General features: G+C 71.9%; 22 protein-coding genes. 10 read left to right on the top strand and 12 right to left on the bottom strand.

The annotated features are described in order from the left end of the window. Positions 1-17: 17 nt before the first annotated feature. From ACIQGQ_RS02070 to ACIQGQ_RS02060, 3 genes are all read left to right on the top strand, one after another. Positions 18-1,475 carry a PLP-dependent aminotransferase family protein gene (locus ACIQGQ_RS02070; RefSeq protein WP_402389530.1) on the top strand — a complete coding sequence of 486 codons (1,458 nt, stop codon included), beginning with the start codon at positions 18-20 and terminating at the stop codon, positions 1,473-1,475. Positions 1,476-1,562: 87 nt separating this feature from the next. After that, complete coding sequence (locus ACIQGQ_RS02065; RefSeq protein WP_352273545.1) at positions 1,563-1,838, top strand: hypothetical protein; 276 nt, start codon at positions 1,563-1,565, stop codon at positions 1,836-1,838. A gap of 5 nt (positions 1,839-1,843) precedes the next feature. Further along, positions 1,844-3,025: a glutathionylspermidine synthase family protein gene (locus ACIQGQ_RS02060; protein ID WP_402389527.1), complete on the top strand. Its 1,182-nt coding sequence runs from the start codon at positions 1,844-1,846 to the stop codon at positions 3,023-3,025. 22 nt (positions 3,026-3,047) lie between these two features. Here ACIQGQ_RS02060 and ACIQGQ_RS02055 read toward each other — a convergent pair whose 3' ends face one another. Together ACIQGQ_RS02055 and rocD are read right to left on the bottom strand one after the other, a co-directional pair. Beyond that, complete coding sequence (locus tag ACIQGQ_RS02055; RefSeq protein WP_402389524.1) at positions 3,048-3,806, bottom strand: SMI1/KNR4 family protein; 759 nt, start codon at positions 3,804-3,806, stop codon at positions 3,048-3,050. Between the two features lie 75 nt (positions 3,807-3,881). Further along, positions 3,882-5,090: an ornithine--oxo-acid transaminase gene (gene rocD / locus ACIQGQ_RS02050; RefSeq protein ID WP_402389522.1), complete on the bottom strand. Its 1,209-nt coding sequence runs from the start codon at positions 5,088-5,090 to the stop codon at positions 3,882-3,884. 187 nt (positions 5,091-5,277) lie between these two features. On the opposite strand from rocD, the gene trpS reads away from it, so the two are divergent. Together trpS and ACIQGQ_RS02040 are read left to right on the top strand one after the other, a co-directional pair. Beyond that, positions 5,278-6,291, top strand: a complete 1,014-nt coding sequence (trpS, locus tag ACIQGQ_RS02045) for a tryptophan--tRNA ligase (protein WP_402389519.1) — start codon at positions 5,278-5,280, stop codon at positions 6,289-6,291. Between the two features lie 116 nt (positions 6,292-6,407). Then, on the top strand, positions 6,408-6,998 hold the full coding sequence (locus ACIQGQ_RS02040; protein ID WP_402389517.1) for a 2'-5' RNA ligase family protein: 591 nt from the start codon (positions 6,408-6,410) through the stop codon (positions 6,996-6,998). 40 nt (positions 6,999-7,038) lie between these two features. On the opposite strand, the gene ACIQGQ_RS02035 is transcribed toward ACIQGQ_RS02040, so the two are convergent. Both ACIQGQ_RS02035 and ACIQGQ_RS02030 read right to left on the bottom strand, forming a co-directional pair. Next, the gene (locus ACIQGQ_RS02035; protein WP_402389514.1) at positions 7,039-7,863 is read right to left on the bottom strand and encodes a decaprenylphospho-beta-D-erythro-pentofuranosid-2-ulose 2-reductase; all 825 of its coding nucleotides are present in this window, start codon (positions 7,861-7,863) and stop codon (positions 7,039-7,041) included. 74 nt (positions 7,864-7,937) lie between these two features. After that, positions 7,938-9,299 carry an FAD-binding protein gene (locus tag ACIQGQ_RS02030; RefSeq protein ID WP_402389511.1) on the bottom strand — a complete coding sequence of 454 codons (1,362 nt, stop codon included), beginning with the start codon at positions 9,297-9,299 and terminating at the stop codon, positions 7,938-7,940. A gap of 158 nt (positions 9,300-9,457) precedes the next feature. Between ACIQGQ_RS02030 and ACIQGQ_RS02025 the strand changes: the two genes are divergently transcribed. Further along, positions 9,458-10,459, top strand: coding sequence for a YihY/virulence factor BrkB family protein (locus tag ACIQGQ_RS02025; RefSeq protein ID WP_402389509.1), 1,002 nt, complete (start codon positions 9,458-9,460; stop codon positions 10,457-10,459). On the opposite strand, the gene ACIQGQ_RS02020 is transcribed toward ACIQGQ_RS02025, so the two are convergent. Beyond that, complete coding sequence (locus ACIQGQ_RS02020) at positions 10,404-11,672, bottom strand: D-alanyl-D-alanine carboxypeptidase family protein (protein ID WP_402389506.1); 1,269 nt, start codon at positions 11,670-11,672, stop codon at positions 10,404-10,406. The genes ACIQGQ_RS02025 and ACIQGQ_RS02020 overlap by 56 nt on opposite strands. Positions 11,673-11,793: 121 nt before the next feature. Here ACIQGQ_RS02020 and ACIQGQ_RS02015 point away from each other — a divergent pair, with 121 nt between their 5' ends. The 3 genes from ACIQGQ_RS02015 (at position 11,794) to ACIQGQ_RS02005 (ending at position 15,141) form a co-directional block, all read left to right on the top strand. Then, positions 11,794-12,039, top strand: coding sequence for an SCO4848 family membrane protein (locus ACIQGQ_RS02015; protein WP_366297112.1), 246 nt, complete (start codon positions 11,794-11,796; stop codon positions 12,037-12,039). A 60-nt stretch (positions 12,040-12,099) separates the two neighbouring features. Continuing rightward, entirely contained in the window at positions 12,100-13,395 is a 1,296-nt protein-coding gene (locus ACIQGQ_RS02010) for a metallophosphoesterase (RefSeq protein WP_402389503.1), read from the top strand. Between the two features lie 189 nt (positions 13,396-13,584). Continuing rightward, a complete protein-coding gene (locus ACIQGQ_RS02005) occupies positions 13,585-15,141 on the top strand; it encodes an ABC transporter substrate-binding protein (protein ID WP_402389500.1) in 1,557 nt (518 codons plus the stop codon). A gap of 95 nt (positions 15,142-15,236) precedes the next feature. Here ACIQGQ_RS02005 and ACIQGQ_RS02000 read toward each other — a convergent pair whose 3' ends face one another. The 7 genes from ACIQGQ_RS02000 to ACIQGQ_RS01970 all read right to left on the bottom strand — a co-directional run bounded on the left by ACIQGQ_RS02000 (position 15,237) and on the right by ACIQGQ_RS01970 (position 20,916). Beyond that, positions 15,237-15,965, bottom strand: a complete 729-nt coding sequence (locus ACIQGQ_RS02000; RefSeq protein ID WP_402389497.1) for a TetR family transcriptional regulator — start codon at positions 15,963-15,965, stop codon at positions 15,237-15,239. Positions 15,966-16,014: 49 nt separating this feature from the next. Next, on the bottom strand, positions 16,015-16,560 hold the full coding sequence (locus ACIQGQ_RS01995) for a hypothetical protein (RefSeq protein ID WP_402389495.1): 546 nt from the start codon (positions 16,558-16,560) through the stop codon (positions 16,015-16,017). A 205-nt stretch (positions 16,561-16,765) separates the two neighbouring features. Next, complete coding sequence (locus ACIQGQ_RS01990) at positions 16,766-17,524, bottom strand: succinate dehydrogenase iron-sulfur subunit (protein ID WP_402389492.1); 759 nt, start codon at positions 17,522-17,524, stop codon at positions 16,766-16,768. After that, complete coding sequence (sdhA, locus tag ACIQGQ_RS01985) at positions 17,524-19,278, bottom strand: succinate dehydrogenase flavoprotein subunit (protein WP_402389490.1); 1,755 nt, start codon at positions 19,276-19,278, stop codon at positions 17,524-17,526. Before sdhA ends, ACIQGQ_RS01990 begins: the two co-directional genes overlap by 1 nt. 29 nt (positions 19,279-19,307) lie before the next feature. Next, complete coding sequence (locus ACIQGQ_RS01980; RefSeq protein ID WP_366297106.1) at positions 19,308-19,784, bottom strand: succinate dehydrogenase hydrophobic membrane anchor subunit; 477 nt, start codon at positions 19,782-19,784, stop codon at positions 19,308-19,310. 5 nt (positions 19,785-19,789) lie between these two features. Then, on the bottom strand, positions 19,790-20,170 hold the full coding sequence (gene sdhC, locus ACIQGQ_RS01975; RefSeq protein WP_266913134.1) for a succinate dehydrogenase, cytochrome b556 subunit: 381 nt from the start codon (positions 20,168-20,170) through the stop codon (positions 19,790-19,792). 227 nt (positions 20,171-20,397) lie between these two features. Further along, on the bottom strand, positions 20,398-20,916 hold the full coding sequence (locus tag ACIQGQ_RS01970; protein ID WP_402389486.1) for a 2-oxo-4-hydroxy-4-carboxy-5-ureidoimidazoline decarboxylase: 519 nt from the start codon (positions 20,914-20,916) through the stop codon (positions 20,398-20,400). A 377-nt stretch (positions 20,917-21,293) separates the two neighbouring features. Between ACIQGQ_RS01970 and ACIQGQ_RS01965 the strand changes: the two genes are divergently transcribed. Beyond that, positions 21,294-22,883 carry a glycoside hydrolase family 20 protein gene (locus tag ACIQGQ_RS01965; RefSeq protein WP_402389483.1) on the top strand — a complete coding sequence of 530 codons (1,590 nt, stop codon included), beginning with the start codon at positions 21,294-21,296 and terminating at the stop codon, positions 22,881-22,883. Positions 22,884-22,913 lie beyond the last annotated feature (30 nt).

The following is a 22,913-nucleotide window of genomic DNA, read 5'->3' as shown; positions in this document are numbered from 1 at the left end:
GGGTATGGTCCATTCCCATGACGGAATCATGGGCCACTTTCGGCACCGACCTGCATCTCGACACCAGCGGCTCGACCGGGCTGCGGGCCGGTCTCATGGACGCCCTGCGCGAGGCGGTACGGACCGGACGGCTGGCCCCCGGCACCCGGCTGCCGTCCTCCCGGAGTCTCGCCGCCGACCTGGGCATGGCCCGCAACACCGTCGCCGACGCCTACGCCGAACTGGTCGCCGAGGGCTGGCTCACCGCCCGCCAGGGCTCCGGCACCAGAGTGGCCCGCAGGGCCGAACCGCGCCGCTCGGCCACCCGGGTGGTCCGGACCCGCCCGGCCGGCGCCCGGCCCGTCCACAATCTGCGGAGCGGATCACCCGACCTGGCGACGTTCCCCCGGACCGAGTGGCTCAAGGCGGCCCGCCGCGCCCTGGCCGCCGCACCCCACGATGCCTTCGGCTACGGCGATCCGCGCGGGCGCGTCGAACTGCGCACCGTGCTCGCCGACTACCTGGCCCGGGCCCGGGGCGTCCACGCCGACCCGGAGCGCATCATGATCTGCGCCGGATTCGCGCAGGCCCTGAAACTGATGGGGGACGTGCTGCGCAAGCGGCGGGTGCGGGACGTGGCCGTCGAGGCGTACGGCCTGTTCCTCCACCGCGACCTGCTCCGGGACGCCGGGCTGCGGCTGCCCTGCCTGCCGGTCGACGGGTTCGGGGCGAGGACCGGCGAGCTGGCCGGGATGCGGGGCGTGGGCGCGGTCCTGATGACGCCCGCGCACCAGTTCCCCACCGGGGTCCCGCTGCACCCCGACCGCCGGGCCGCCGCGGTCGACTGGGCGCGCGCCACGGGCGGACTGATCCTGGAGGACGACTACGACGGCGAGTTCAGGTACGACCGCCAACCCGTCGGCGCCCTTCAAGGACTCGATCCGGAGAGCGTGGTGCACCTGGGGACGACGAGCAAATCACTCGCCCCCGGGCTGCGGCTGGGGTGGATGGTGATGCCGGAGCGCCTGGTGGGGGAGGTGTGCGAGGCCAAGGGGGTGAGCGACTGGTCGTCCAGTGCGCTGGACCAGCTGACGCTCGCGGAGTTCATCGCGTCGGGCGCGTACGACCGCCATGTGCGCGCGATGCGGCTGCGCTACCGGCGCCGTCGCGACCAGCTCGTGGCGGCGCTGGCGGAACGCGCCCCGCACGTCCGGGTCAGCGGTATCGCCGCCGGGCTGCACGCCGTGGTCGAACTGCCCCCGGGCACCGAACCGGCGGCGCTCCGGGCGGCCGCGTGGCAGGGCCTGGCGCTGGAGGGGCTCACGCGCTTCCGCCACCCGGACGCGGAGCCCGAACGGGACGCGCTGGTCATCGGCTACGGAACCCCCACCGACAGCGCCTGGGCCGGCGCGCTGGACGCGCTCTGCCGCGTACTGCCCCCGGAGCCGGAGCCGGAGCCGGAGCCGGAGGTAGGGACATGGACCGGGACGGCCTGAAGGGCCGGGGTACCCCCGCCGCTTGCGGGCCTTTAATCTGACGAGCAGCCATATTGGCTCGATTCGTACGGCGGGGGAGACGGAAAAATGGCCAAGCGCAGGCTGAGGTCGAGCACCGTGGTGCTCGGAGGCATGGGGGTGCTCGCCGCGATGGTGACCTCCTGCGGCTCCGAACCGGACAAGCGGTGCGTCGACCGGCTGACCCAGGACAGACTGCCCAGCTACGAGTGCAAGAACAGCGGCGGCAAGGGCTCGTACTACTACGGCGGCAGCAGCAGGAACGGCAAAGTGGAGGGCGGCAGCTTCGACAAGTCCGCCGTCGAGCGCGGCGGCTTCGGCTGCTCCGGCAGCGGGGGCGGCTGACCGCCATGGAACGCCGCACCACGCAGCCCCGCCCCGACTGGCAGCGGACGGTGGAGGAGCAGGGAGTCGTCTTCCCGCTCACCCGCTACCCGGACGGTTCGCTCCGGCCGTACTGGGACGAGAGCGCCTACTACGTCTTCCCGCTGGCCGAGGTCGAGGCCCTGGAGGAGGTGGTCGAGGAGCTCCACGCCATGTGCCTGGCCGCCGCCGGACACATCGTCGAGAAGGACCGGTTCGCCGAACTCGGCATCACCGACCCCCGCCTGGCCGGCCTGGTCGCCCGGTCCTGGCACTGCCGGGACCGACTGCCGTCGCTGTACGGCAGGTTCGACCTCTGCTACGACGGCGGCGGCCCGGCGAAGATGCTGGAGTACAACGCGGACACCCCCACCTCCCTGGTGGAGGCGGCGAGCGCCCAGTGGTTCTGGATGGAGGACCGCTTCCCGGGCGCCGACCAGTGGAACTCGCTCCACGAACGGCTCGTCGCGGCCTGGCGACGACAGGCGTCCCTGCTGCCGCCCGGACCGGTGCACTTCGTGCACACCGAGGGCGACGAGGCGGGCGAGGACCTGATGACCGTCGCCTATCTGCGGGAGACCGCCGAGCAGGCCGGCCTCGACACGGAGGCGCTCGCCATCGAGTCGATCGGCTGGGACCGGCTCAGCGGGCGGTTCGTCGACGAGCGGCTCCGCTTCGTCCGCAGCTGCTTCAAGCTCTACCCGTGGGAGTGGCTGGCGACCGACCGGTTCGGCCCGCAGGTGCTGGACACCCTCGACAACGGCGGCGGCACCGGCACCACCTGCTGGATCGAGCCCGCCTGGAAGATGCTGCTGTCCAACAAGGCGCTGCTGGCGATCCTCTGGGAGCTCTACCCCGGCCACCCGAACCTGCTGCCCTCCTACCTGGACGGCCCCCGCGAGCTGGCCGCGTCGGGCGGTTACGCGGCCAAGCCGCTGCTCGGCCGCGAGGGCGCCGGGATCACGCTCCACGAGCCGGGCGCGCCCGCCGTGCTCCGGGACGAGCCGTGCTGCTACCAGCAGCTCGCGCCGCTGCCCGACTTCGACGGCAACCGGGTCGTGCTCGGCGCCTGGGTCGTGGAGGACGAGGCGGCCGGTCTCGGCATCCGTGAATCGGCCGGCCCGGTCACCGACGAGTACGCCCGCTTCCTGCCGCACGTCATCCTCTGAGGGCGCCCTGGCTCCGGGCGGGTCAGCCGAGCGGCGCGCCCGCCCGGAGCCAGCCGGCCAGGTCGTCCGTCACCCACTCGCCCGCCCCGGCGACGTCGCCGCCGATCGCGCCGAGGCCGAGCCGGTGCACGGAGGCCCGGTCGCGGCCGTGGTGGCGCATGAACAGGCCGTCGCCCCCGCTGTCGTCCCCGACCAGCGTCCAGCCGGGCGCGTACCGGGCCACCTCGAAGGTCTCGTTGCGTTCGGGCAGGGAGTGCGGGCCGTAGAGGTGGACGCCGTTGCCGAGCAGCACGCCCGGCGTCGACCGCCACAGCCGGGCGACCGACGGGTTGGGCCCGTCCCGCAGCCCGCGCAGCAGCGCCGCCCGGACGGCCAGGAACCCGGCGAAGGACTCCGCGACCGGGTACTCCTCCCCGTCCGTGCCGTCCCGCAGGACCACCGGGTACTCACCGGCCCCGGCCTCGCCCGTCCGGCCGAGGGCGAAGTGGTAGGCGTCACCGCCGTCCGGTTCGGCCGCGAAGCACAGCCGGTCGCCGTCCAGCCGCCAGGGGGCGGTGAGCGACTCGTGGGCGTCGGCGGGCCCGACGGAGGCGATCTCCGCGCGCCCGGCCCGCCCGTGCCCGTACGCGGACAGCCACCAGCGGTAGGACGGCGGCAGCGGGCCGACCCGCGCCTCCGCCGCCCCGATCAGCTCCTCGGACGGCGGGGCGGGGACGGTGCGGAGGCCGAAGCCGGGCGAGGCGTCGACCAGCTCCCGCAGCAGTGTCGGATCAGGTCTCACGGGCCGGAGTCTGCCAGCCGCCCGCGCCCGCGCGACAGGGCGGGGGGCCGGCCCGGGACGGCCCCGCGCGGCCCCTCAGCCGCGCCGCAGCACCGCGCGCAGCTGCTCCAGCCCCCAGTCCAGGTCCTCCTTGCTGATCACCAGGGGCGGGGCGATCCGGATCGTCGAGCCGTGGGTGTCCTTCACCAGCACCCCGCGCTCCATCAGCCGCTCCGAGATCTCCCGGCCCGTGCCCAGGTCGGGGGCGATGTCGACGCCGGCCCACAGCCCCCGGCCGCGCACCTCCTCCACCATGCCGCCGCTCACCAGCAGCGCCAGCTCCCGGTGCAGGTGCTCGCCCAGCTCGGCGGCCCGCTCCTGGTACTCGCCGGTGTTCAGCATCGCGATGACCTCCAGCGCGACCGCGCAGGCCAGCGGGTTGCCGCCGAAGGTCGAGCCGTGCTCGCCCGGCCGGAACACCCCGAGCACCGCCTGGGAGGAGACCACCGCCGACACCGGGACCACCCCGCCGCCCAGCGCCTTGCCGAGCACGTACATGTCCGGCACGACGCCCTCGTGCTCGCAGGCGAAGGTCTTCCCGGTCCGGCCCAGCCCGGACTGGATCTCGTCGGCGACGAACAGCACGTTCCGCTCGCGGGTGAGCTCGCGCACCCCCGCGAGGTAGCCCGGCGGCGGCACCAGCACCCCGGCCTCGCCCTGGATCGGCTCCAGGAGCACCGCCACGGTGTTCTCCGTCATCGCCCCGCGCAGCGCCGTGAGGTCGCCGTACGGCACGATCTCGAACCCCGGCGTGTACGGGCCGAAGTCCTCCCGGGCCTCCGGGTCGGTGGAGAAGCTGATGACGGTCGTCGTCCGGCCGTGGAAGTTGTTGGCGGCGACGATGATCTTCGCCATGCCGTCCGGGACGCCCTTCACCCGGTAGCCCCACTTGCGGGCCGTCTTCACCGCGGTCTCCACGGCCTCCGCGCCGGTGTTCATCGGCAGCACCGCCTCCATGCCGCACAGCTCGGCCAGGCGCGTGCAGAAGTCGGCGAACCGGTCGTGGTGGAAGGCGCGGGAGGTGAGCGTCACCCGGTCCAGCTGGGCCTTGGCGGCGTCGATCAGACGCCGGTTGCCATGGCCGAAATTGAGTGCCGAGTAACCGGCCAGCATGTCCAGGTAGCGGCGGCCCTCGACATCGGTCATCCAGGACCCGTCCGCCGTCGCGACGACGACGGGCAGCGGATGGTAGTTGTGCGCGCTGTGCGCCTCGGCGGAGGCGATGGCGGTTTCCGTGCTCGACACGGGGTCTCCGTTCGTCGTGGGGCGGGACGGATGGTGCGGGGCGGGGTGATGCCCACTTTGTATCGTCGGTCGGATCCGGTGCCGGGAAACCTGCGGACCCCGGCGCGCCAGGCGGGCCGGGAACCCGCGGACACCGCCGCACCAGGCCGGTCGGGGGCTGCCGCCCGCACCTGAGACAATGGGCCCCATGGCCTCTGAACGCCCCCGCGTGCTCTCCGGAATCCAGCCCACCGCAGGCTCTTTCCACCTCGGCAACTACCTCGGCGCGGTCCGCCAGTGGGTGGCGCTGCAGGACACCCACGACGCCTTCTACATGGTCGTCGACCTGCACGCGATCACCGTCCCGCAGGACCCCGCGGAGCTGCGGGCCAACACCCGGCTCGCCGTCGCCCAGCTCCTCGCCGCCGGTGTCGACCCGGAGCGCTGCACCCTCTTCGTCCAGAGCCACGTTCCCGAGCACGCCCAGCTCGGCTGGGTCATGAACTGCCTGACCGGCTTCGGCGAGGCGTCGCGGATGACGCAGTTCAAGGACAAGTCCGGCAAGCAGGGCGCCGACCGCACCACGGTCGGCCTCTTCACGTACCCGATGCTGATGGTGGCCGACATCCTGCTGTACCAGGCCGACCAGGTCCCGGTCGGTGAGGACCAGCGCCAGCACCTGGAGCTGACCCGGGACCTCGCCGAGCGGTTCAACGGCAGCTACGGCTCCACGTTCACCGTGCCGGACCCGTACATCCTCAAGGAGACGGCGAAGATCTACGACCTCCAGGACCCGTCGTCGAAGATGAGCAAGTCGGCGCCGACCCCGAAGGGCCTGATCAACCTTCTGGACGAGCCGAAGGCCACCGCCAAGAAGGTGAAGAGCGCCGTCACCGACACCGACACGGTGATCCGCTTCGACCGTGCGGAGAAGCCCGGCGTCAGCAATCTGCTGACCATTCTCTCGACACTCACCGGGACCGGAATCGCGGATCTGGAGCAGAACTACGAGGGCAAGGGCTACGGTGCGCTCAAGACCGACCTCGCCGAGGCCGTGGTCGAGTTCGTCACACCGTTCCGGACCCGTACGCAGGAATATCTGGACGACCCGGAGACGCTGGACTCGATCCTGGCCAAGGGAGCCGAGAAGGCCCGTGCCGTCGCGGCCGAGACCCTGGCCCTGACGTACGACCGGATGGGTCTCCTGCCCGCGAAGCACTGAGGCAGGGAGAGTCCAACGACCCTGGCGGTTTCCCGGCCCCAGGCGTCACACTGGCGACGGAAGCCGGACCGGTGGCCGAAAACAGGCCATCGTGCAGCGAGCATGAGGAGGACGATGTGGGGACCGTAACGCTCGGCGTTTCGATCGCGGTCCCGGAGCCCTACGGCAGCCTGCTCCAGGAGCGGCGCGCGAGCTTCGGGGATCCTGCCGCGTACGGCATTCCCACCCACGTCACTCTTCTCCCACCCACCGAGGCGCAGGCGGCCGACCTGCCCGCGATCGAGGCGCACCTCGCCCGGATCGCGACGGCCGGCCGCCCGTTCCCGATGCGGCTCTCCGGCACAGGGACCTTCCGCCCCCTCTCGCCGGTGGTCTTCGTGCAGGTCGTCGAGGGCGGCTCGGCCTGCTCCTGGCTGCAGAAGCGGGTCCGGGACGCCTCCGGGCCGCTGGTGCGCGAGCTCCAGTTCCCGTACCACCCGCACGTGACCGTGGCGCACGACATCGCCGAGGAGGCGATGGACCGGGCGTACGCGGAGCTCGCCGACTACGAGGCGAGCTGGACCTGCGGCTCCTTCGCCCTGTACGAGCAGGGCGCGGACAGCGTCTGGCGGAAGATCAACGACTTCCCGTTCACCACCGACGGCGCGGGTGCCGCGGTGCCCGCGCAGAGCGGCTGCGGCGCGGACGAGCCCTCGCTGCGGGGCTGAAACCCCGCAGGCGACGGGCCGGTACGTCAAGGACGCGGCCCTACAGCGGCAGACGCCGGAACAGCGGGCGCGGCACATGCCGCAGCGCCGACATCACCGCCCGGAGCGCGCCCGGCACCCACACCGTCTCCGAGCGCCGCCGCAGCCCCGCCACGATGGCCTCCGCCACCGCGTCCGGGGTCGTGGTGAGCGCCGAGGACTCCAGGGGCGCCGCGGCGAACCGGGCCGGGGCCGACATCGCGGAGCCCGCCGCCCGCACCGGTACGGGCACCGGCCCGGCGGCCGGTGCCGGGCGGAGCGCGCCGGGGCGTACGACCATCACATGCACCCCGGTCCCGTGCAGCGCGTCCCCCAGCCCCTGGGTGAACGCGTCCAGCCCCGCCTTGCTGGACCCGTAGATGAAGTCGGCGCGGCGGACCCGCTCGCCCGCCACCGAGGAGAGCACCACCAGCGAGCCGTGCCCCTGCGCCTGGAGCGCTCCGGCGCACACCAGCCCGGCGGAGACCGCCCCGGTGTAGTTCGTCTGCGCGACCCGGACCGCGGCGAGGGGCTGCTCCTCGTCGCGCCCCTGGTCGCCCGCGATACCGAAGGCGAGGAGCACCAGGTCGATGTCGCCCCCGGCGAAGACCTCGCCGAGCACGGCCTCGTGGGACGCGGAGTCGAGGGCGTCGAAGGCGACCGTGCGGACGTCCGCCCCGCGGGCCCGCAGATCGGCGGCGGCCGCGTCGAGGGCGGGGGAGGGGCGCCCGGCCAGATGGACCGTACGGGTCCGCAGGGCGACCAGCCGCCGGGCGGTGGCCAGGGCGATCTCCGAGGTGCCGCCGAGGACGAGCAGGGACTGCGGGGCTCCGAAGGCGTCCTTCACGGGAACACTCCTTGCAGGCAGAGGGGAGGAGGGGGAGGGAAGAGAGGCGGGTACGGACGGACGCGGCGCGGCGGTCAGAGCGACAGGCGGCGCGAGAGGTCGGAGCGGAAGGCGCCGCCCGGGTCCAGCCCGGCCCGCAGCTCCCGGAACTCCGCCAGCCTCGGGTACATCGACGCCAGCAGCTCCGGCCGCAGCCGGGAGTCCTTCGCCAGGCAGACCCGGCCGCCGGCCGCCGCCACCTCCGCGTCCAGCCCGTCCAGGAACCGGTCCAGGCCGGGCAGCGCGGCCGGCAGGTCGAACGCCAGCGTCCACCCCGGCACCGGGAACGACAGCCACCCCGGGCCACCCGCGCCCAGCCGCTTGAGCACCGCGTGGGACGCCGGGCAGCGCCGCTGGGCGATCCGGCCCACGATCCGGCGCAGCGCCTCCTCCCGGCCGTGCCCGACGACGAACTGGTACCGCACCGAACCGGCGCGCCCGGGAGCACCGCCCCACCGCCGGGGTCCGTCCTGCGGCTGGAAGAACGCGCCGAGCCGCTGGAGTTCGCCGACCCGGTACCGGGGCGCGGCGCGGTACCGGACCTCGCTCAGCAGCCCTCCGGCGGCCCCGCCGGAGCCACCGCCGGGCAGCGCCCGGGGCACGAGCGCGGACCCGGCGGGCAGCGGTCCGGGCCGGAACGAGAGCGGCACCCGCCGGGCGTACGCGGGGAGCGCGTCGCGGGGGACGTGCTCCGCCCGGGTGAGGACGGCGCGCCCGGTCGCCCGGCCCCGGGCGTGGAGGTCGACCCAGGCGGAGGAGTAGCGGTAGCGGTGGTCCCCGGAGCAGAGCCGGGCCAGCAGGTCGTCCAGGTCGACGGCGCGTTCGGTGTCGACCGAGAGCCAGGGGCTGCCGACCCGGCGGCAGCGGAGCGTGGCGGAGAGGATCACCCCGGTCAGGCCCAGCCCGCCGGCGGTCGCGTCGAAGAGTTCGGTGCCCGGCCGGACCGTACGGAGTTCGCCCCCGGCGGTCAGCAGCTCCAGCTCCTGGACGTGCCGGGAGAAGGAGCCGTCGAGGTGCTGGTCGAGCCCGTGGGCGTCGGAGCCGATCGCGCCGCCCACCGTCACCCGGCGGGAGGCCGGCGCGGCCGGGACGAACCAGCCGAGCGGCAGCAGCAGTTCGGCCAATCGGTGCAGGCCGAGTCCGGCCTCGCAGACCACCACCCCGGACCGCGCGTCGATGGTGCGGACCCGGTTCAGCGCGGTCATGTCGAGGACGGAGCCGCCCGCGTTCTGCGCCGCGTCGCCGTGGGCCCGGCCGTGGCCCCGGGCGATGGAGCCGCGCGGCCCGCAGCCGCGTACCGTCGCCACCGCCTCCTCGTACGAACGCGGACGGAAACGCAGGGCGGTCGTCGGGGCGGTACGGCCCCAGCCGGTCAGGGACACGGTGTCGACGGACATGACGGTGACCGTATCGCCCGGGAAAACCCTTTTGAGGTATTTGTTACAGCATTCACCGTTATGGCGTGCCGAAGGGAGTCCGGCCCGCACGGTGGCCGAGGGCTGATTCCGGCTCCCCGCGTTCGGTATTCCGCGTTCGGAAGGGTAGGCGTTACGGCATGGACTGGCTGAAAAACCTCCCCGTCATCGGGCCGATCGTCACCCGGCTGATGGCGACGCACATCTGGCGCTCCTTCGACCGGCTCCAGCAGGTCCACTGGGCGAGGCTCGCCGCCGCGATCACCTTCATCAGCTTCCTGGCGATCTTCCCGCTGATCGCGGTCGGGGCGGCGATCGGCGCCGCGCTGCTCACCCCGGAGCAGCTGCACCGGATCGAGGACCGGCTCATCGAGCAGGTGCCCGGCATCTCCGACCAGCTCGGCATCGAGAACCTGGTGGCCCACGCGGGCACGGTGGGGCTGGTGGCCGGTGCCGTGCTGCTCCTCACCGGGATCGGCTGGATCGGCTCGATGCGCGACTGCCTGCGCGCCGTGTGGGGGCTGGACGACGTGGACCTCGGCAATCCGGTGCTGCGCAAACTCAAGGACACGGGGCTGCTGCTGGGCCTGGGCGGGGCGGCGCTCGCCACCTTCGCGGTGTCGTCGGTCGGTTCGGTCGCCGTGGGCTGGGCGGCCGATCTGCTGGGCATCTCGGACCGGGGCGCGGGCGGGGTGGTGCTGCGGGTGGCCGCGCTGCTGGTGGCGGCGCTCGCCGGATTCCTGCTGCTGCTCTACATGCTGACGCTGCTGCCGGGCGTCGAGCCGCCCCGGCGCAGGCTGCTGGTGGCCGGGGCGATCGGCGCGGTCTGTTTCGAACTGCTGAAGCTGCTGCTCGGCAGCTACATCAGGGGCGTCGCCGCGAAGAGCATGTACGGCGCCTTCGGGGTGCCGGTGGCGCTGCTGCTGTGGATCAACTTCTCGGCCCGGCTGCTGCTGTTCTGCTCCGCCTGGACCGCGACACCGAGCCGCCGCGAGCTCGCCGGGAAGGGCGAGGACGCGGACGGCGACGGCGACGGCGGCGGCGGGAACGAGGGCGGGGGCGCCGACCGGGCGGCGCCCCCGCCCGTCACTCGTGGGAAGAACGGCGGCGCATCAGGTCCGGCAGCGGCCAGCGCCGGTTGACCAGGAACGCCCCGCCGGCCAGCAGCACCAGGACGCCCCCGGCGATGCCGAGCGCGACCCCGACGCCGCCCCCGCTCTGCTCGGCCGCCGCGGTCTTCGACCCGTTGCGCGCGGGACCGTTCTGGCCCGCGCCCTCGCCCTTGCTCTGCTCGCCGGTCGCGCCCTTGCCGGTCCCGGAGCCGGTGTCGGCGGACTTCGGGGCGACCAGCTCGCCGACCGGGGTGACCTTGCCGCTCGCGCCGAAGCCCCAGTCGAGGAGGTCGGCGGCCTCCTCGTAGACGGCGTGCGGCTTCTCGGACGACGGGTTCATGACGGTGACGAGCAGCACCTTGCCGTCGCGCTCGGCGACCCCGGTGAAGGTGTTCCCGGCATGCGTCGTGTAGCCGTTCTTGACGCCGGCGATGCCCTTGTACGGGGTGACGCCGGCGGCACCGGTGAGCAGCTTGTTGGTGTTCTGGATGGCGAAGGTCTCGCGCTTGCCGTTCTTCTTCGTCTCGCCGGGGAACTGCGCCTCGGCGGTCGAGCAGTACTCCCGGAAGTCCGCCTTCTGCAGCCCGCTGCGGGCGAACAGCGTCAGGTCGTACGCGCTGGAGACCTGGTTCGGCGCGTCGTACCCGTCGGGCGAGACCACCTTCGTGTCCAGGGCCTGGAGCTCCTCGGCGTGCGCCTGCATGGCGTCCACGGCCTTGGGGACGCCGCCGTACATCGAGGACAGCACGTGCACCGCGTCGTTGCCCGAGCGCAGGAACACCCCGAGCCACAGGTCGTGGACCGTGTAGGTGAGCTTCTCCTTGATCCCGACGAGGCTGCTGCCCTCGCCCACCCCGGCCAGGTCCTCGTCCTTGACGGTGTACTTCAGGGTCTTCGGCTGGAGCGAGGGCATCACGGTGTCCGCGAACAGCATCTTCAGCGTGGAGGCGGGAGGCAGCCGCCAGTGCGCGTTGTGCGCGGCGAGCACCTCGCCGTTCTCCGCGTCCGCCACGATCCAGGACCTGCCGGTGAGCCCCTTCGGCAGCACCGGCGCGCCCGGCCCGAGCTCGACCTGCGTACCGGCCCGGCCCAGCAGCTCGCCACCGACCTGGGACATGCCCGAGGGCGGCTTCGGCTGGTCCTTGGCGGTGTCCTCGCCGGCCGCCGATGCCGGGGTCACGGCGAAGGAGGTCAGGAGGGCGGCGGAAGCGACCGTCAGGGCGGTCTTCTTGAGAGCAGGCACGAGCGGAAACGTACAGGGTGAAGATATGAAAATGCGTCCGGATGGCTTGAACCGCCGGACGGTACGCCGGGACGGCCCACCCCGGCCACCCCGGCCGGAACGCCCCGGAGATACTGGGTCCATGAAGCTCAGCCGCCCCGTCTCCTGGTTCCTGCTCGCCTTCGGGGTGTGGAGCTGGTTCATCTGGATCACTTTCGTCAAGAACCTGTGGAAGGACGGCAGCGGACTCGCCTTCGACGACGCGGGTGACCCGACTGCGTACTTCTGGGTGCATCTGCTGCTCGCCATCACGTCCTTTCTCCTGGGGACGGCTGTCGGCGTGATCGGGTTCCGAGGCGTCAAGGCACTGCGCCGCGAAGGCGCGTAACGAGCGGTACCACCGCCCGGCCGTACGCCGGATGCGGCCGGCCGACCGACTGGAGGACAGATGGCAGTGGCGGGTCTCGCGGTGATGGTGGTCGTGGTGCTCGCACTGCTCGCCGTGGTCCACCGCTACCTCTGGCGCCGGTTCGTCGGTGACACGACGGTCGAGGGAGGCGTCCCGCGCCGGATCGGCACGGTGGCGGCGTACGCGCTGCCCCTGCTGAGCGTCGGCGCGCTGGTCGCCGGGCGGGCGGGGGCGCCCTTCTGGCTCCAGCGGGTGCTGGCCTGGCCGGGCTATCTGTGGCTGGCGGCGGTGCTGTACCTGACGCTGGCGCTGCTGGTGGGGGAGGCGGTACGGCCGCTGCTCCGCCGGGCGCTCGCGGCCCGCGCGAACCGGGCGGAGGCCGCGCGGATCGCGGAGCGGGCGGAACCGGCGGACCGCAGGGAACTCCCGGCACCGGCCGCCGGGCCCGCCGCCGCGCAGGGCCCCGCCACCCTCCTCGCCGAGACCCCCGCGCCGCCCCGCCCCGAACCGCCCAGCAGGCGGCTCTTCGTCGCGCGGGCCGTCGGCGGGGCCGCCGCCGTCGCCGGGCTCGGCACGGTCGGGTACGGCACCTACGGGGTGCTGCGCGGGCCGCGCGTCAAGCGGATCACCGTCCCCCTCGCCAAGCTGCCGCGCGCCGCGCACGGCTTCCGGATCGCCGTCGTCAGCGATATCCACCTCGGCCCGATCCTCGGCCGCGCCCACACCCAGCGGATCGTCGACACCGTCAACCGGACCCAGCCGGACCTGATCGCCGTCGTCGGGGACCTCGTCGACGGCACCGTCGCCGACCTCGGAACGGCCGCGGAACCGCTCGCCCGGCTCCGCTCCCGGCACGGCGCCTTCTTCGTCACCGGGAACCACGAGTACTACTCCGGTGCCGCCGCCTGGGTCGACAAGGTGCGGGAGCTGGGCCTGCACCCGCTGGAGAACGCCCGGGTCGAGATCGGCGGGTTCGACCTCGCCGGGGTCAACGACGTCGCCGGCGAGAGCGAGGGGCAGGGCCCCGACTTCGCCCGCGCCCTCGGTGACCGCGACCGCGCCCGCGCTGCCGTCCTCCTCGCCCACCAGCCCGTCGTCATCCATGACGCCGTCGCCCACGGGGTGGACCTCCAGCTCTCCGGACACACCCACGGCGGCCAGCTCTGGCCGGGCAACTACCTGGCGGATCTGGCCAATCCCACCGGCGCGGGACTCGACCGGTACGGCGACACCCAGCTGTACGTCACGCGCGGCGCGGGCGCCTGGGGCCCGCCCGTCCGGGTCGGAGCGCCCTCCGACATCACCGTCGTGGAGCTTGCCTCGCTCCGGGCATGACACTCCGTGACCGAATGGTTTCGGACTCCTTTGTGGCACCAAAGGTTTCAACTGCCGAACAAAAGGCTATGAGTCACAGTTTTGGTCTTCCCGATGTGAAAATCGTGTGATTGGGTGAACGCCTGAGCATGCGGTGATGTGCGTTCCTGCGCGCGACACCGAGGTGGGGCGTAAGGGAGAGCACGGCAGATGCGGTCGATCCGGGCACGGATTCTCGCGGTTATCGCGGTTTTGGTCATCGCAGGCGTGGTCGCCTGGCAACTGCTCCCCTCGGACGAGGTGAACAGCGATCCCGTCGGCGTCGGCACGACCGACGAGGTCACCTCGCTCGACCCGGCAGGGGCGTACGACGCCGGTTCCTGGGCGCTGTACAGCAACATCTACCAGTCCCTGCTGACCTTCAAGTCCGGTGCGGTCGTGCCCCAGCCCGACGCCGCCGAGAGCTGCCAGTTCATCGGCCAGAAGCTCCAGACGTACCAGTGCAAGCTCCGTGACGACCTGACGTTCTCCAACGGGCGGAAGATCACCGCCGAGGACGTCAAGTTCTCCATCGAGCGCATGATCAAGATCAAGACGGACGTCGGCCCCTGGGTGCTCTTCCCGAGCCTCAAGAACGTGGTGGCCGACGGCCTCACCGTCACCTTCAACCTCACCGCGCGCGACGCGACCTTCCCGCAGAAGCTCGCCACCGGCGCCGGTTCGATCGTCGACCGCGAGTCGTACCCGGCGGACAAGCTCCGCGAGGGGACCACGGTCGAAGGCTCGGGGCCGTTCCTGCTGAAGGCGTACCGGGCGGGCCAGATCGCCGAACTGGTCCCCAACCCCCGTTACAAGGGCGCGCTGAACAAGACCGGTGTCCCGGTCACCGTGCACTACTACAAGACCCCGGACGACCTCGAGAGCGCCTGGAAGGCCAAGCAGGTCGAGGTCACGCACCGCGAACTGCCGCCGACCACCCTCGCCGAGCTGAACCCCGGCGACCCCGACCTGCGCGTCACCGAGGCGGACAGCGCCGAGATCCGCAACATGGTCTTCAACGTCCGGCCCGGCTCCCCGCTGGCCGACAAGAAGGTCCGGCAGGCCATCGCCGCGACCGTCGACCGCGGACCGCTGGTGAGCAAGGTCTACAAGGGCACGGTCGAGCCGCTCTACTCGCTGATCCCGCAGGGCTACATCGGGCACAGCACCCCGTTCTTCGACGCCTACCCGGCGCCGGACCCGGCGCGCGCCAAGAAGCTCCTCCAGGAGGCCGGGGTGCAGCTCCCGGTGACCATCGAGTTCGGCTACCGCGGCGGCAGCGAGGCGTACGACAAGGAGACCCAGGAGCTCCGGCGCCAGCTGGAGGCCGACGGGCTGTTCAAGCTGAACATCCACTCGGTCGACTGGCAGAAGTTCCAGAAGGGCTACGCCTCCGGCAAGTTCGACGCGTACACGGTCGGCTGGCTCCCCGACTACCCGGACCCCGACACCTTCAGCCAGCCGCTCGTCGGCGCCGACAACAGCCTCCACAACGGCTACTCCAGCAAGAAGGTGAACGCCCTCATCGCCGACACGCTCCAGTACAGCGACCGCGGGCGCACCTCGGCCGACTTCAAGGAGATCCAGGCGCAGGTCGGCGAGGACGTGCCGCTGCTCCCGCTCTGGCAGAAGAAGGACTACGTCGTCAGCACGAAGGACGTCTCCGGCTCGCAGTACCTCTCCGACGGCACCGGCATCTGGCGGCTCTGGGAGCTGAAGCACATCTGACGCGTCCTCACGACGCGGCACAGGAGGGGGCGGCCTCCGGCACCGGCCGGGACCGCCCCCTCCGGCATGTCCCCGGAAGGGAGCCCCGTACCGCCCTACGCGCCCTGCGCGCCCCGTACGCGCCCTGCCGCGGCGCCGGGCAGGAACTCCTCCAGCACGCCGTGGATCTGCCGTACCAGCGGCCGCAGCAGCCGGAACCGGGTGAGCGCGACGGCCCGGGCGATGATCGGGGTGCCCCGCTCCACCAGGCGGCGGCTGCGCCCGGTGTGCTCCGTGCGGTCGTACACCCAGTACAGCACCAGGCCCATCTGCGACAGCCACATCAACTGCGGCAGCAGCTCGGCCAGTTCGGGGTCGGCCTTGGTGACCGACCCGGCCAGGCACTCCCGGTGGATGGCGATCGCCGCCTCGCGGGCCGCGACGGACTCGGCCGAGAACGGGCTGAGCGGGCTCTCCGGGTCGGCGGCGTTCTTGAAGAACTGGGCGGCGAAGCGGTGGTACGGCTCCGCCACGTCCAGCCAGGTGAGCAGCACCCCGCGGAGGCGCGACGCGAGGTCGCGCTCGCCCTCCAGGACCGGCCGGACGGCCGCCGCGTGTTCGGCGGCGAGCCGGTCGTAGAAGCCCTGGACCAGGTGCTCCTTGTTGGTGAAGTAGTAGTAGGCGTTCCCCACGGAGACGCCGGCCTCCTGGGCGATGGCCCGCATCGTCGTCCGGTCGTAGCCGCGCTCCTGGAAGAGCCGCAGCGCCGTTTCGAGGATGAGGGTGCGGGTCTGCTCGCTCCGGGGGGTCCGGGTTTCCTTCACGTCCTTCACTTCCTTCACCACGATCCCCGAGGGTATCCGGTGCCGCTCCGCCCGGCCGTCCGCACGGACCTCAGATGCTCATCGCCCGAGCGGTGTTGACCTGGGCCATCACCATCGGGAAGGTCTCCGGGCCGAGCGCCGGGAGCATCGTGGAGTGGGTCCGGCCGTCGCTGACCACGGTCACCTGCACGAAGCCGGTCGTCTGCTTCTCCTTCATCAGCAGGAACAGCAGGCCGATCAGGCAGAACAGCGCGAAGACGATCGCGAGCACGATCGCCACCGTCGGGATCTTCTCCTCGGTGCGGGTCAGGTCGGTGGCCGTCCACACCGCGCCCTTGAGCGGCATCGAGCCGCTCGGCGTGACGATCTGGTCGTTGACCACGGCGATGTCGCCGAGGACCAGCGTCGGCATCCCCGCGCCCGGCACCCCGGCCCCGGGGAACGCGCCCGGCATCCCCGGCTGCGGCGGCATGCCCTGGCCCGGGTGGGGCGGCATGCCCTGGCCCGGGTGCGGGGGTACGCCCTGCCCGGCCGGCGGGGGGACGCCCTGGCCGGGCTGCTGGGGCTCCGGACCCCACTTGTACGATTCGTCCGCGTACGGATTCGGATCGCTCAACGTTCCCCGCTCTCGGTCGGTCCTGTGCCCCGGGCCTGCTGCACCGGCGGCGGTGAACCGGTGGCGGGCTCCCGGTTCTGGTTCCGGTTCCGTGACGGTTCCGCACGACCGTACCGCCAGTCGGGGACGGAACGACAAGAGGCCCCTTCCACGCGGTACCCACCGCGGGGAAGGGGCCTCCTGGCACTGCCGTACCGGCCGGCGGTCAGAAGCGGCGCGTGATCAGCGCCCGCTTGACCTCCTGGATCGCCTTGGTGACCTCGATGCCACGCGGGCAGGCGTCCGTGCAGTTGAACGTGGTGCGGCAGCGCCACACGCCGTCACGGTCGTTGAGGATCTCCAGGCGCTGCTCGCCGCCCTCGTCGCGCGAGTCGAAGATGAAGCGGTGCGCGTTGACGATCGCGGCCGGGCCGAAGTACTGGCCGTCGTTCCAGAACACCGGGCACGACGACGTGCACGCGGCGCACAGGATGCACTTGGTGGTGTCGTCGAAGCGCTCGCGGTCCTCGGGGGACTGCAGGCGCTCGCGGGTCGGCTCGTTCCCCTTGGTGATGAGGAAGGGCATGACGTCGCGGTACGCCTGGAAGAACGGGTCCATGTCGACCACGAGGTCCTTGAGGACCGTGAGGCCCTTGATGGCCTCGATCGTGATCGGCTTCTCCGGGTTGATGTCCTTGATCAGCGTCTTGCAGGCGAGCCTGTTCTTGCCGTTGATCCGCATCGCGTCGGAGCCGCAGATGCCGTGCGCGCAGGAGCGGCGGAACGTCAGCGTCCCGTCCATGTCCCACTTGATCTTGTGAAGGGCGTCGAGGACACGCTCCTTCGGGTCGATCGAGACCTGGAAGTCCTCCCACACGACCTCGTCGGAGACCTCGGGGTTGAACCGGCGGATACGGAAGGTCGCCGTGATGTACGGCGAGGCGGCGGACTGCGCCTCGACCTTGTCCAGAGTCGGGGTTGCCATCAGTACTTACGCTCCATCGGCTGGTAGCGGGTCTGGACGACGGGCTTGTAGTCGAGCCGGATGGACTCGGTGCCGTCGGCCGCGACCTCGCGGTACGCCATGGTGTGGCGCATGAAGTTGACGTCGTCGCGGTTCGGGTAGTCCTCGCGGTAGTGACCGCCGCGGGACTCCTTGCGGGCCAGCGCGGAGGTCGCCATGACCTCGGCCAGGTCGAGCAGGTTGCCCAGCTCGATGGCCTCCAGCAGGTCCGTGTTGAACCGCTTGCCCTTGTCCTGGATCGACACGTCGAGGTACCGCCTGCGCAGCTCGGCGATCTTGTCCACGGCCGTCTTGATGGTCTGCTCGGTGCGGAACACCATCACGTTGGCGTCCATGCACTCCTGGAGCTCCTGGCGGAGCGCGGCGACGCGCTCGGTGCCCGTGGAGTTCCGCAGCCGCTCGACCTGGTCGACGACCTGCTGCGCCGGGTTCTCGGGAAGCTCGACGAAGTCGCTCTTCTCGGAGTACTCGGCGGCGGCGATGCCCGCGCGGCGTCCGAAGACGTTGATGTCGAGCAGCGAGTTGGTGCCCAGGCGGTTGGCGCCGTGCACGGAGACACAGGCGACCTCGCCGGCGGCGTACAGGCCCGGGACGACGGTGGTGTTGTCGGCCAGCACCTCGCCCTCGACGTTGGTCGGGATGCCGCCCATGGCGTAGTGCGCGGTCGGCTGGATCGGGATCGGGTCCGTGTAGGGCTCGATGCCGAGGTACGTACGCGCGAACTCGGTGATGTCCGGGAGCTTGGCGTCCAGCTGCTCCGGCGGCAGGTGCGTGAGGTCGAGGTAGACGTGGTCGCCCTCGGGGCCGCAGCCGCGGCCCTCACGGATCTCCGTGTAGATGGAGCGGGACACGACGTCACGGGACGCGAGGTCCTTCATGACCGGCGCGTACTTCTCCATGAAGCGCTCGCCGTCCTTGTTGCGGAGGATGCCGCCCTCACCGCGGGCGCCCTCCGTCAGCAGGATGCCCATGCGCCAGATGCCCGTCGGGTGGAACTGGAAGAACTCCATGTCCTCCAGCGGCAGGCCCCGGCGGTAGCAGGCGGCCTGGCCGTCACCGGTCAGGGTGTGCGCGTTCGACGTCACCTTGAAGAACTTGCCGGTGCCGCCCGAGGCGTAGATGACCGACTTCGCCTGGAAGATGTGGATCTCGCCGGTGGCCAGCTCGTAGGCGACGACGCCGGCGGACTTCTTGACGCCGTCCTCCTCGACGACCAGCTGGTCCAGGACGTAGAACTCGTTGAAGAACTCCACGCCCTCCTTGACGCAGTTCTGGTACAGCGTCTGGAGGATCATGTGGCCGGTGCGGTCGCCCGAGTAGCAGGCGCGGCGGACCGGGGCCTCACCGTGGTTGCGGGAGTGACCGCCGAACCGGCGCTGGTCGATCCGGCCCTCGGGCGTACGGCCGAAGGGCAGGCCCATCTTCTCCAGGTCGAGGACGGCGTCGATGGCCTCCTTCGCCAGGATCTCGGCGGCGTCCTGGTCGACCAGGTAGTCGCCGCCCTTGATGGTGTCGAAGGTGTGCCACTCCCAGTTGTCCTCCTCCACGTTGGCCAGCGCGGCGGCCATGCCGCCCTGCGCGGCGCCCGTGTGGGAGCGGGTGGGGTACAGCTTGGTGAGCACCGCGGTGCGGCTGCGCTTCGTGGACTCGATGGCCGCGCGCATACCGGCGCCGCCGGCGCCGACGATGACGGTGTCGTACTTGTGGATCTGCATGATTTCCTCTGGTCCCTCTGGCCCGGCGCCTAGCGGATGTTCGGGTCGAAGGTGAAGATCACCAGCGTGCCCAGCAGGACGGTGAAGACCGTGGCGGTGTACAGGAGCATCTTCAGCCAGAAGCGGGTGTTGTCCCGTTCGGCGTAGTCGTTGATGACCGTACGGAGACCGTTGGCGCCGTGCAGCATGGCCAGCCACAGCATCCCGAGGTCCCACAGCTGCCAGAACGGCGAGGCCCAGCGGCCCGCGACGAAGGCGAAGCCGATCTTGGACACGCCGCCGTCCAGCACGAGCTGGATCAGCAGGTGGCCCAGGACCAGGACGACCAGGACGATGCCCGACAGGCGCATGAAGAGCCAGGCGTACATCTCGAAGTTGGTGCGCGAACCCTTGGGGGTCTTGCCGGTGCGCTTGCGCGGCGGCTCGATGACCGGGGCGGGGTTGTCGACGTCGTACAGGGAGACACCCTCGACGGAGCCGATCGCGGCGGAGGACTCGGTGGACATGGGCCTCAGCTCCCGAAGACTGCGCGTACGGCGTGACCGAGGACCGGGTACAGGGCCCCGACCATCAGCACGATCCAGATGCCCACGACCGACCAGAGCATCTGCTTCTGGTAGCGCGGGCCCTTGGCCCAGAAGTCCACGGCGACGATGCGCAGACCGTTCAGCGCGTGGAAGAGAATCGCGGCCACCAGGCCGTATTCCAGCAGCGCGACGATCGGCGTCTTGTACGTGGCCACGACGTCGTCATAGGCCTCGGGGGAGACGCGGACGAGAGCGGTGTCCAGGACGTGTACGAACAGGAAGAAGAAAATGAGGACACCGGTGACTCGATGAGCCACCCAGGACCACATGCCTTCCCGGCCGCGGTACAGCGTTCCAGCCGGCACGGAAGAACCCTCCGGGAGCGGGGATTGGGGTCGGCCGGCTTGACTGTCGGTCTGACCCGGCCGGGTACGGTCCACCGGCCCCGGCCATCGTAGCGACGCATTGTCGGTTCGTTCGCGCGGGGGCCCGCGGTGTGATCAAAGTGGCAATCAAACAGGCACGGACGGGCTAGAACGGACCGCTCGGACCGGCAAACCGGTCACCTGGCCGGTCCGCCGATGCCGTTCCGTTACGAACCCGATACCAGGTCGATGATGCGGCCCCGGGCGAGTCGGCGCATCTCGTCCGCGCTGACGACCCGCTCCTGGTCGTGCTCGTGGCCCAGCCGGGCCCGGATGCCGGCGAGCACCTGGTCCGGCTGCTCGGCCGGCTCCAGCCCGTCCAGGCACATCACGAAGACATGGCCGAACCGCGACTCGTACGCGGCGTGCGCGGCCCGCAGGGCCAGATGGGCGGAGTGCGGCGCGGCGTCGTGCAGACCGGGGGAGACCTCGGCGGCGAGCGCCTCGGCGAGGTCGGCGGGGGCGAGGTCGTACCCCGCCTCGTCGGCCGCGGCGAGCAGCGCGTCCAGATCGGGGTAGGGGCGGTGGGCGGTCAGCCGCTGCGCCCAGCGGTGGCTTCCGCAGCAGTCCATCAGGGCGGCCTGGGCCTCGGCGGGCGGCACCGTGTTGAACACGTCGAGCCCGGGGGCGGCGTCGGGGCCGGAACTCTGGGCGGGTACGGCCGTCCGGGTGGCCGGCTGACGCAATTGCTCCGGGAGGCCGGCGCGGGGTTCGCTGGACCTGGACAGCGTGGGCTCCTCGGATCAGCGGCATCTGTGACCCTGGGGCGGTGGCGGCGGAGGGGACCGGACAGATGCGGGACGAAGGGGGCGAAGGGAGATACGAATGGTTCTCAAAGCTAGCGATCAGGGGCAACGCACGTCCGACAAATGCGCGAACTTCACCCGGACGGGAGAGTTTCGGAACGTCCGGTGAACCGTAGACCAGGGGGACGGAAAAGCTGTTCGTCCGGTGCCGCCCGGCGTTTCGGCCGGACGGCCCCCGCACACCCGTACACCCGGTGCTCCCCGCACCCCCGCAAGCCCGCGCCCCCGCGGGCAGCAGACAACGGAGGACTCTGACGATGTCGCCCTCACGCGGCGCGCTCGTGGCCGGTACGGCCCTCGTCGCGGCGGCCGCCGCGACGGTCGCGGTCGTCGCCTGGCCGGAGGGTTCCGGTGCCGGACCCGCCGGCCGGGAGACGGACGTACGTGTCGCCACCCCGACGCCCACCCGGAGCTACCCGCTCTCCACCGCGCCCCGCACCATCCCCGCCGTCCGGGAGCACCGCCCGGCCCACGGCCCCGGCTGGCGCCCCGGCCCGGACGGCGGGGTCGTCGTCGCGGGCGGCAGCGGGGCGCTCGCCGACGAGGGGCGGCTGCTGGCCGGCGAGCTGAAGATCCACTACCGGGGCGAGGTGCCCGCCCGCGCGGGCGACGTGGAGCTGGCCCTCGCCCCGGGCGGCGCCCCCGAGTCGTACACCCTCGGCGTCCACGACGGGCGGGTCCGGATCAGCGGGCCCGACGAGGCCGGGGTCTTCTACGGGACCCGCACCCTGAAGCAGTCGGTGCGCGCCGACGGAACGATGCCGGAGGGCGAGGTGCGCGACCGCCCCGACCGGCCGCAGCGCGGCCTCAACCTCGACATCGCCCGCAAGCACTACACCGCCGCCTGGATCGAGGACCGGCTGCGCGAGATGGCCGACCTCAAGCTCAACCAGCTCGGCCTGCACTTCTCCGACGACCAGGCCTTCCGCATCGAGTCCCGCACCCACCCCGAGGTGGTGTCGCCCCAGCACCTCACCCAGGCGGAGGTACGGCGGATCCTCGCCCTCGCCGCCCGGCTGCACATCCAGGTCGTCCCGGAGATCGACTCGCCGGGCCACCTCGGCGCGGTGCTCCGCGCCCACCCCGACCTCCAGCTGCGCAATGCGTCGGGGGTCCGCTCGACCGGGTCGCTGGACATCTCCAACCCCGGCTCGGCCAAGCTCGTCGACGAACTCCTCGGCGAGTTCACCGGGCTGTTCACCGGCTCCTACTGGCACCTGGGCGCCGACGAGTACCTCGCGCTGATGGCCCGCGACCCGGCCGCCTCCTACCCGCAGCTCCAGGCCGCCGCGCAGCGGAAGTACGGGGCGGCCGCCTCCATCGAGGACCTGACGACCGGCTGGCTGAACGACCGCGCGGCGGTGGTGCGCCCGCACGGCAAGAAGCCCAAGGCGTGGAACGACGGCTTCTTCCGCGACGGGACCGTCCGCGCCGACAAGGACATCGAGGTCGAGTACTGGACCGGGAAGGAGTACGGGGCCCGGCCGCCGGAGGAGTACCTGCGCGAGGGGCGCCGGGTGGTGAACCTCAACGACGAGTACCTCTACTACGTGCTCGGCCAGCCCAACAACTTCGTCTACCCGACCGGCGAGCGGATCTACGAGCAGTGGACCCCGCTGGTCCTGCGCGGCACCACCCCGGTACCGGCGTCCTACTCCGGGCAGATCCTCGGCGGCCGGTTCGCGGTCTGGGGCGACTTCCCGCAGGCGCAGACCCCGCAGCAGGTGGCCGACGGGATCCGGATGCCGCTGCGCGCCGTCGCCCAGAAACTGTGGGTCCCCGGGAAGCCCGCGCTGAGCTGGGAACGCTTCCGTGCCCTGGCGGACCGGATCGACGCGGCGGGCTGAGCCGCAATCCCGGTGGACAGGACGGGGCGC

Origin of the sequence: Streptomyces sp. NPDC092952 (genome assembly GCF_044754785.1) — a bacterium.
In the GTDB taxonomy this organism is placed as follows: Bacteria; Actinomycetota; Actinomycetes; order Streptomycetales; family Streptomycetaceae; genus Streptomyces.
Note: the sequence above shows the minus strand (reverse complement) of the source record. Positions and strands in the feature narration are given on the sequence as shown.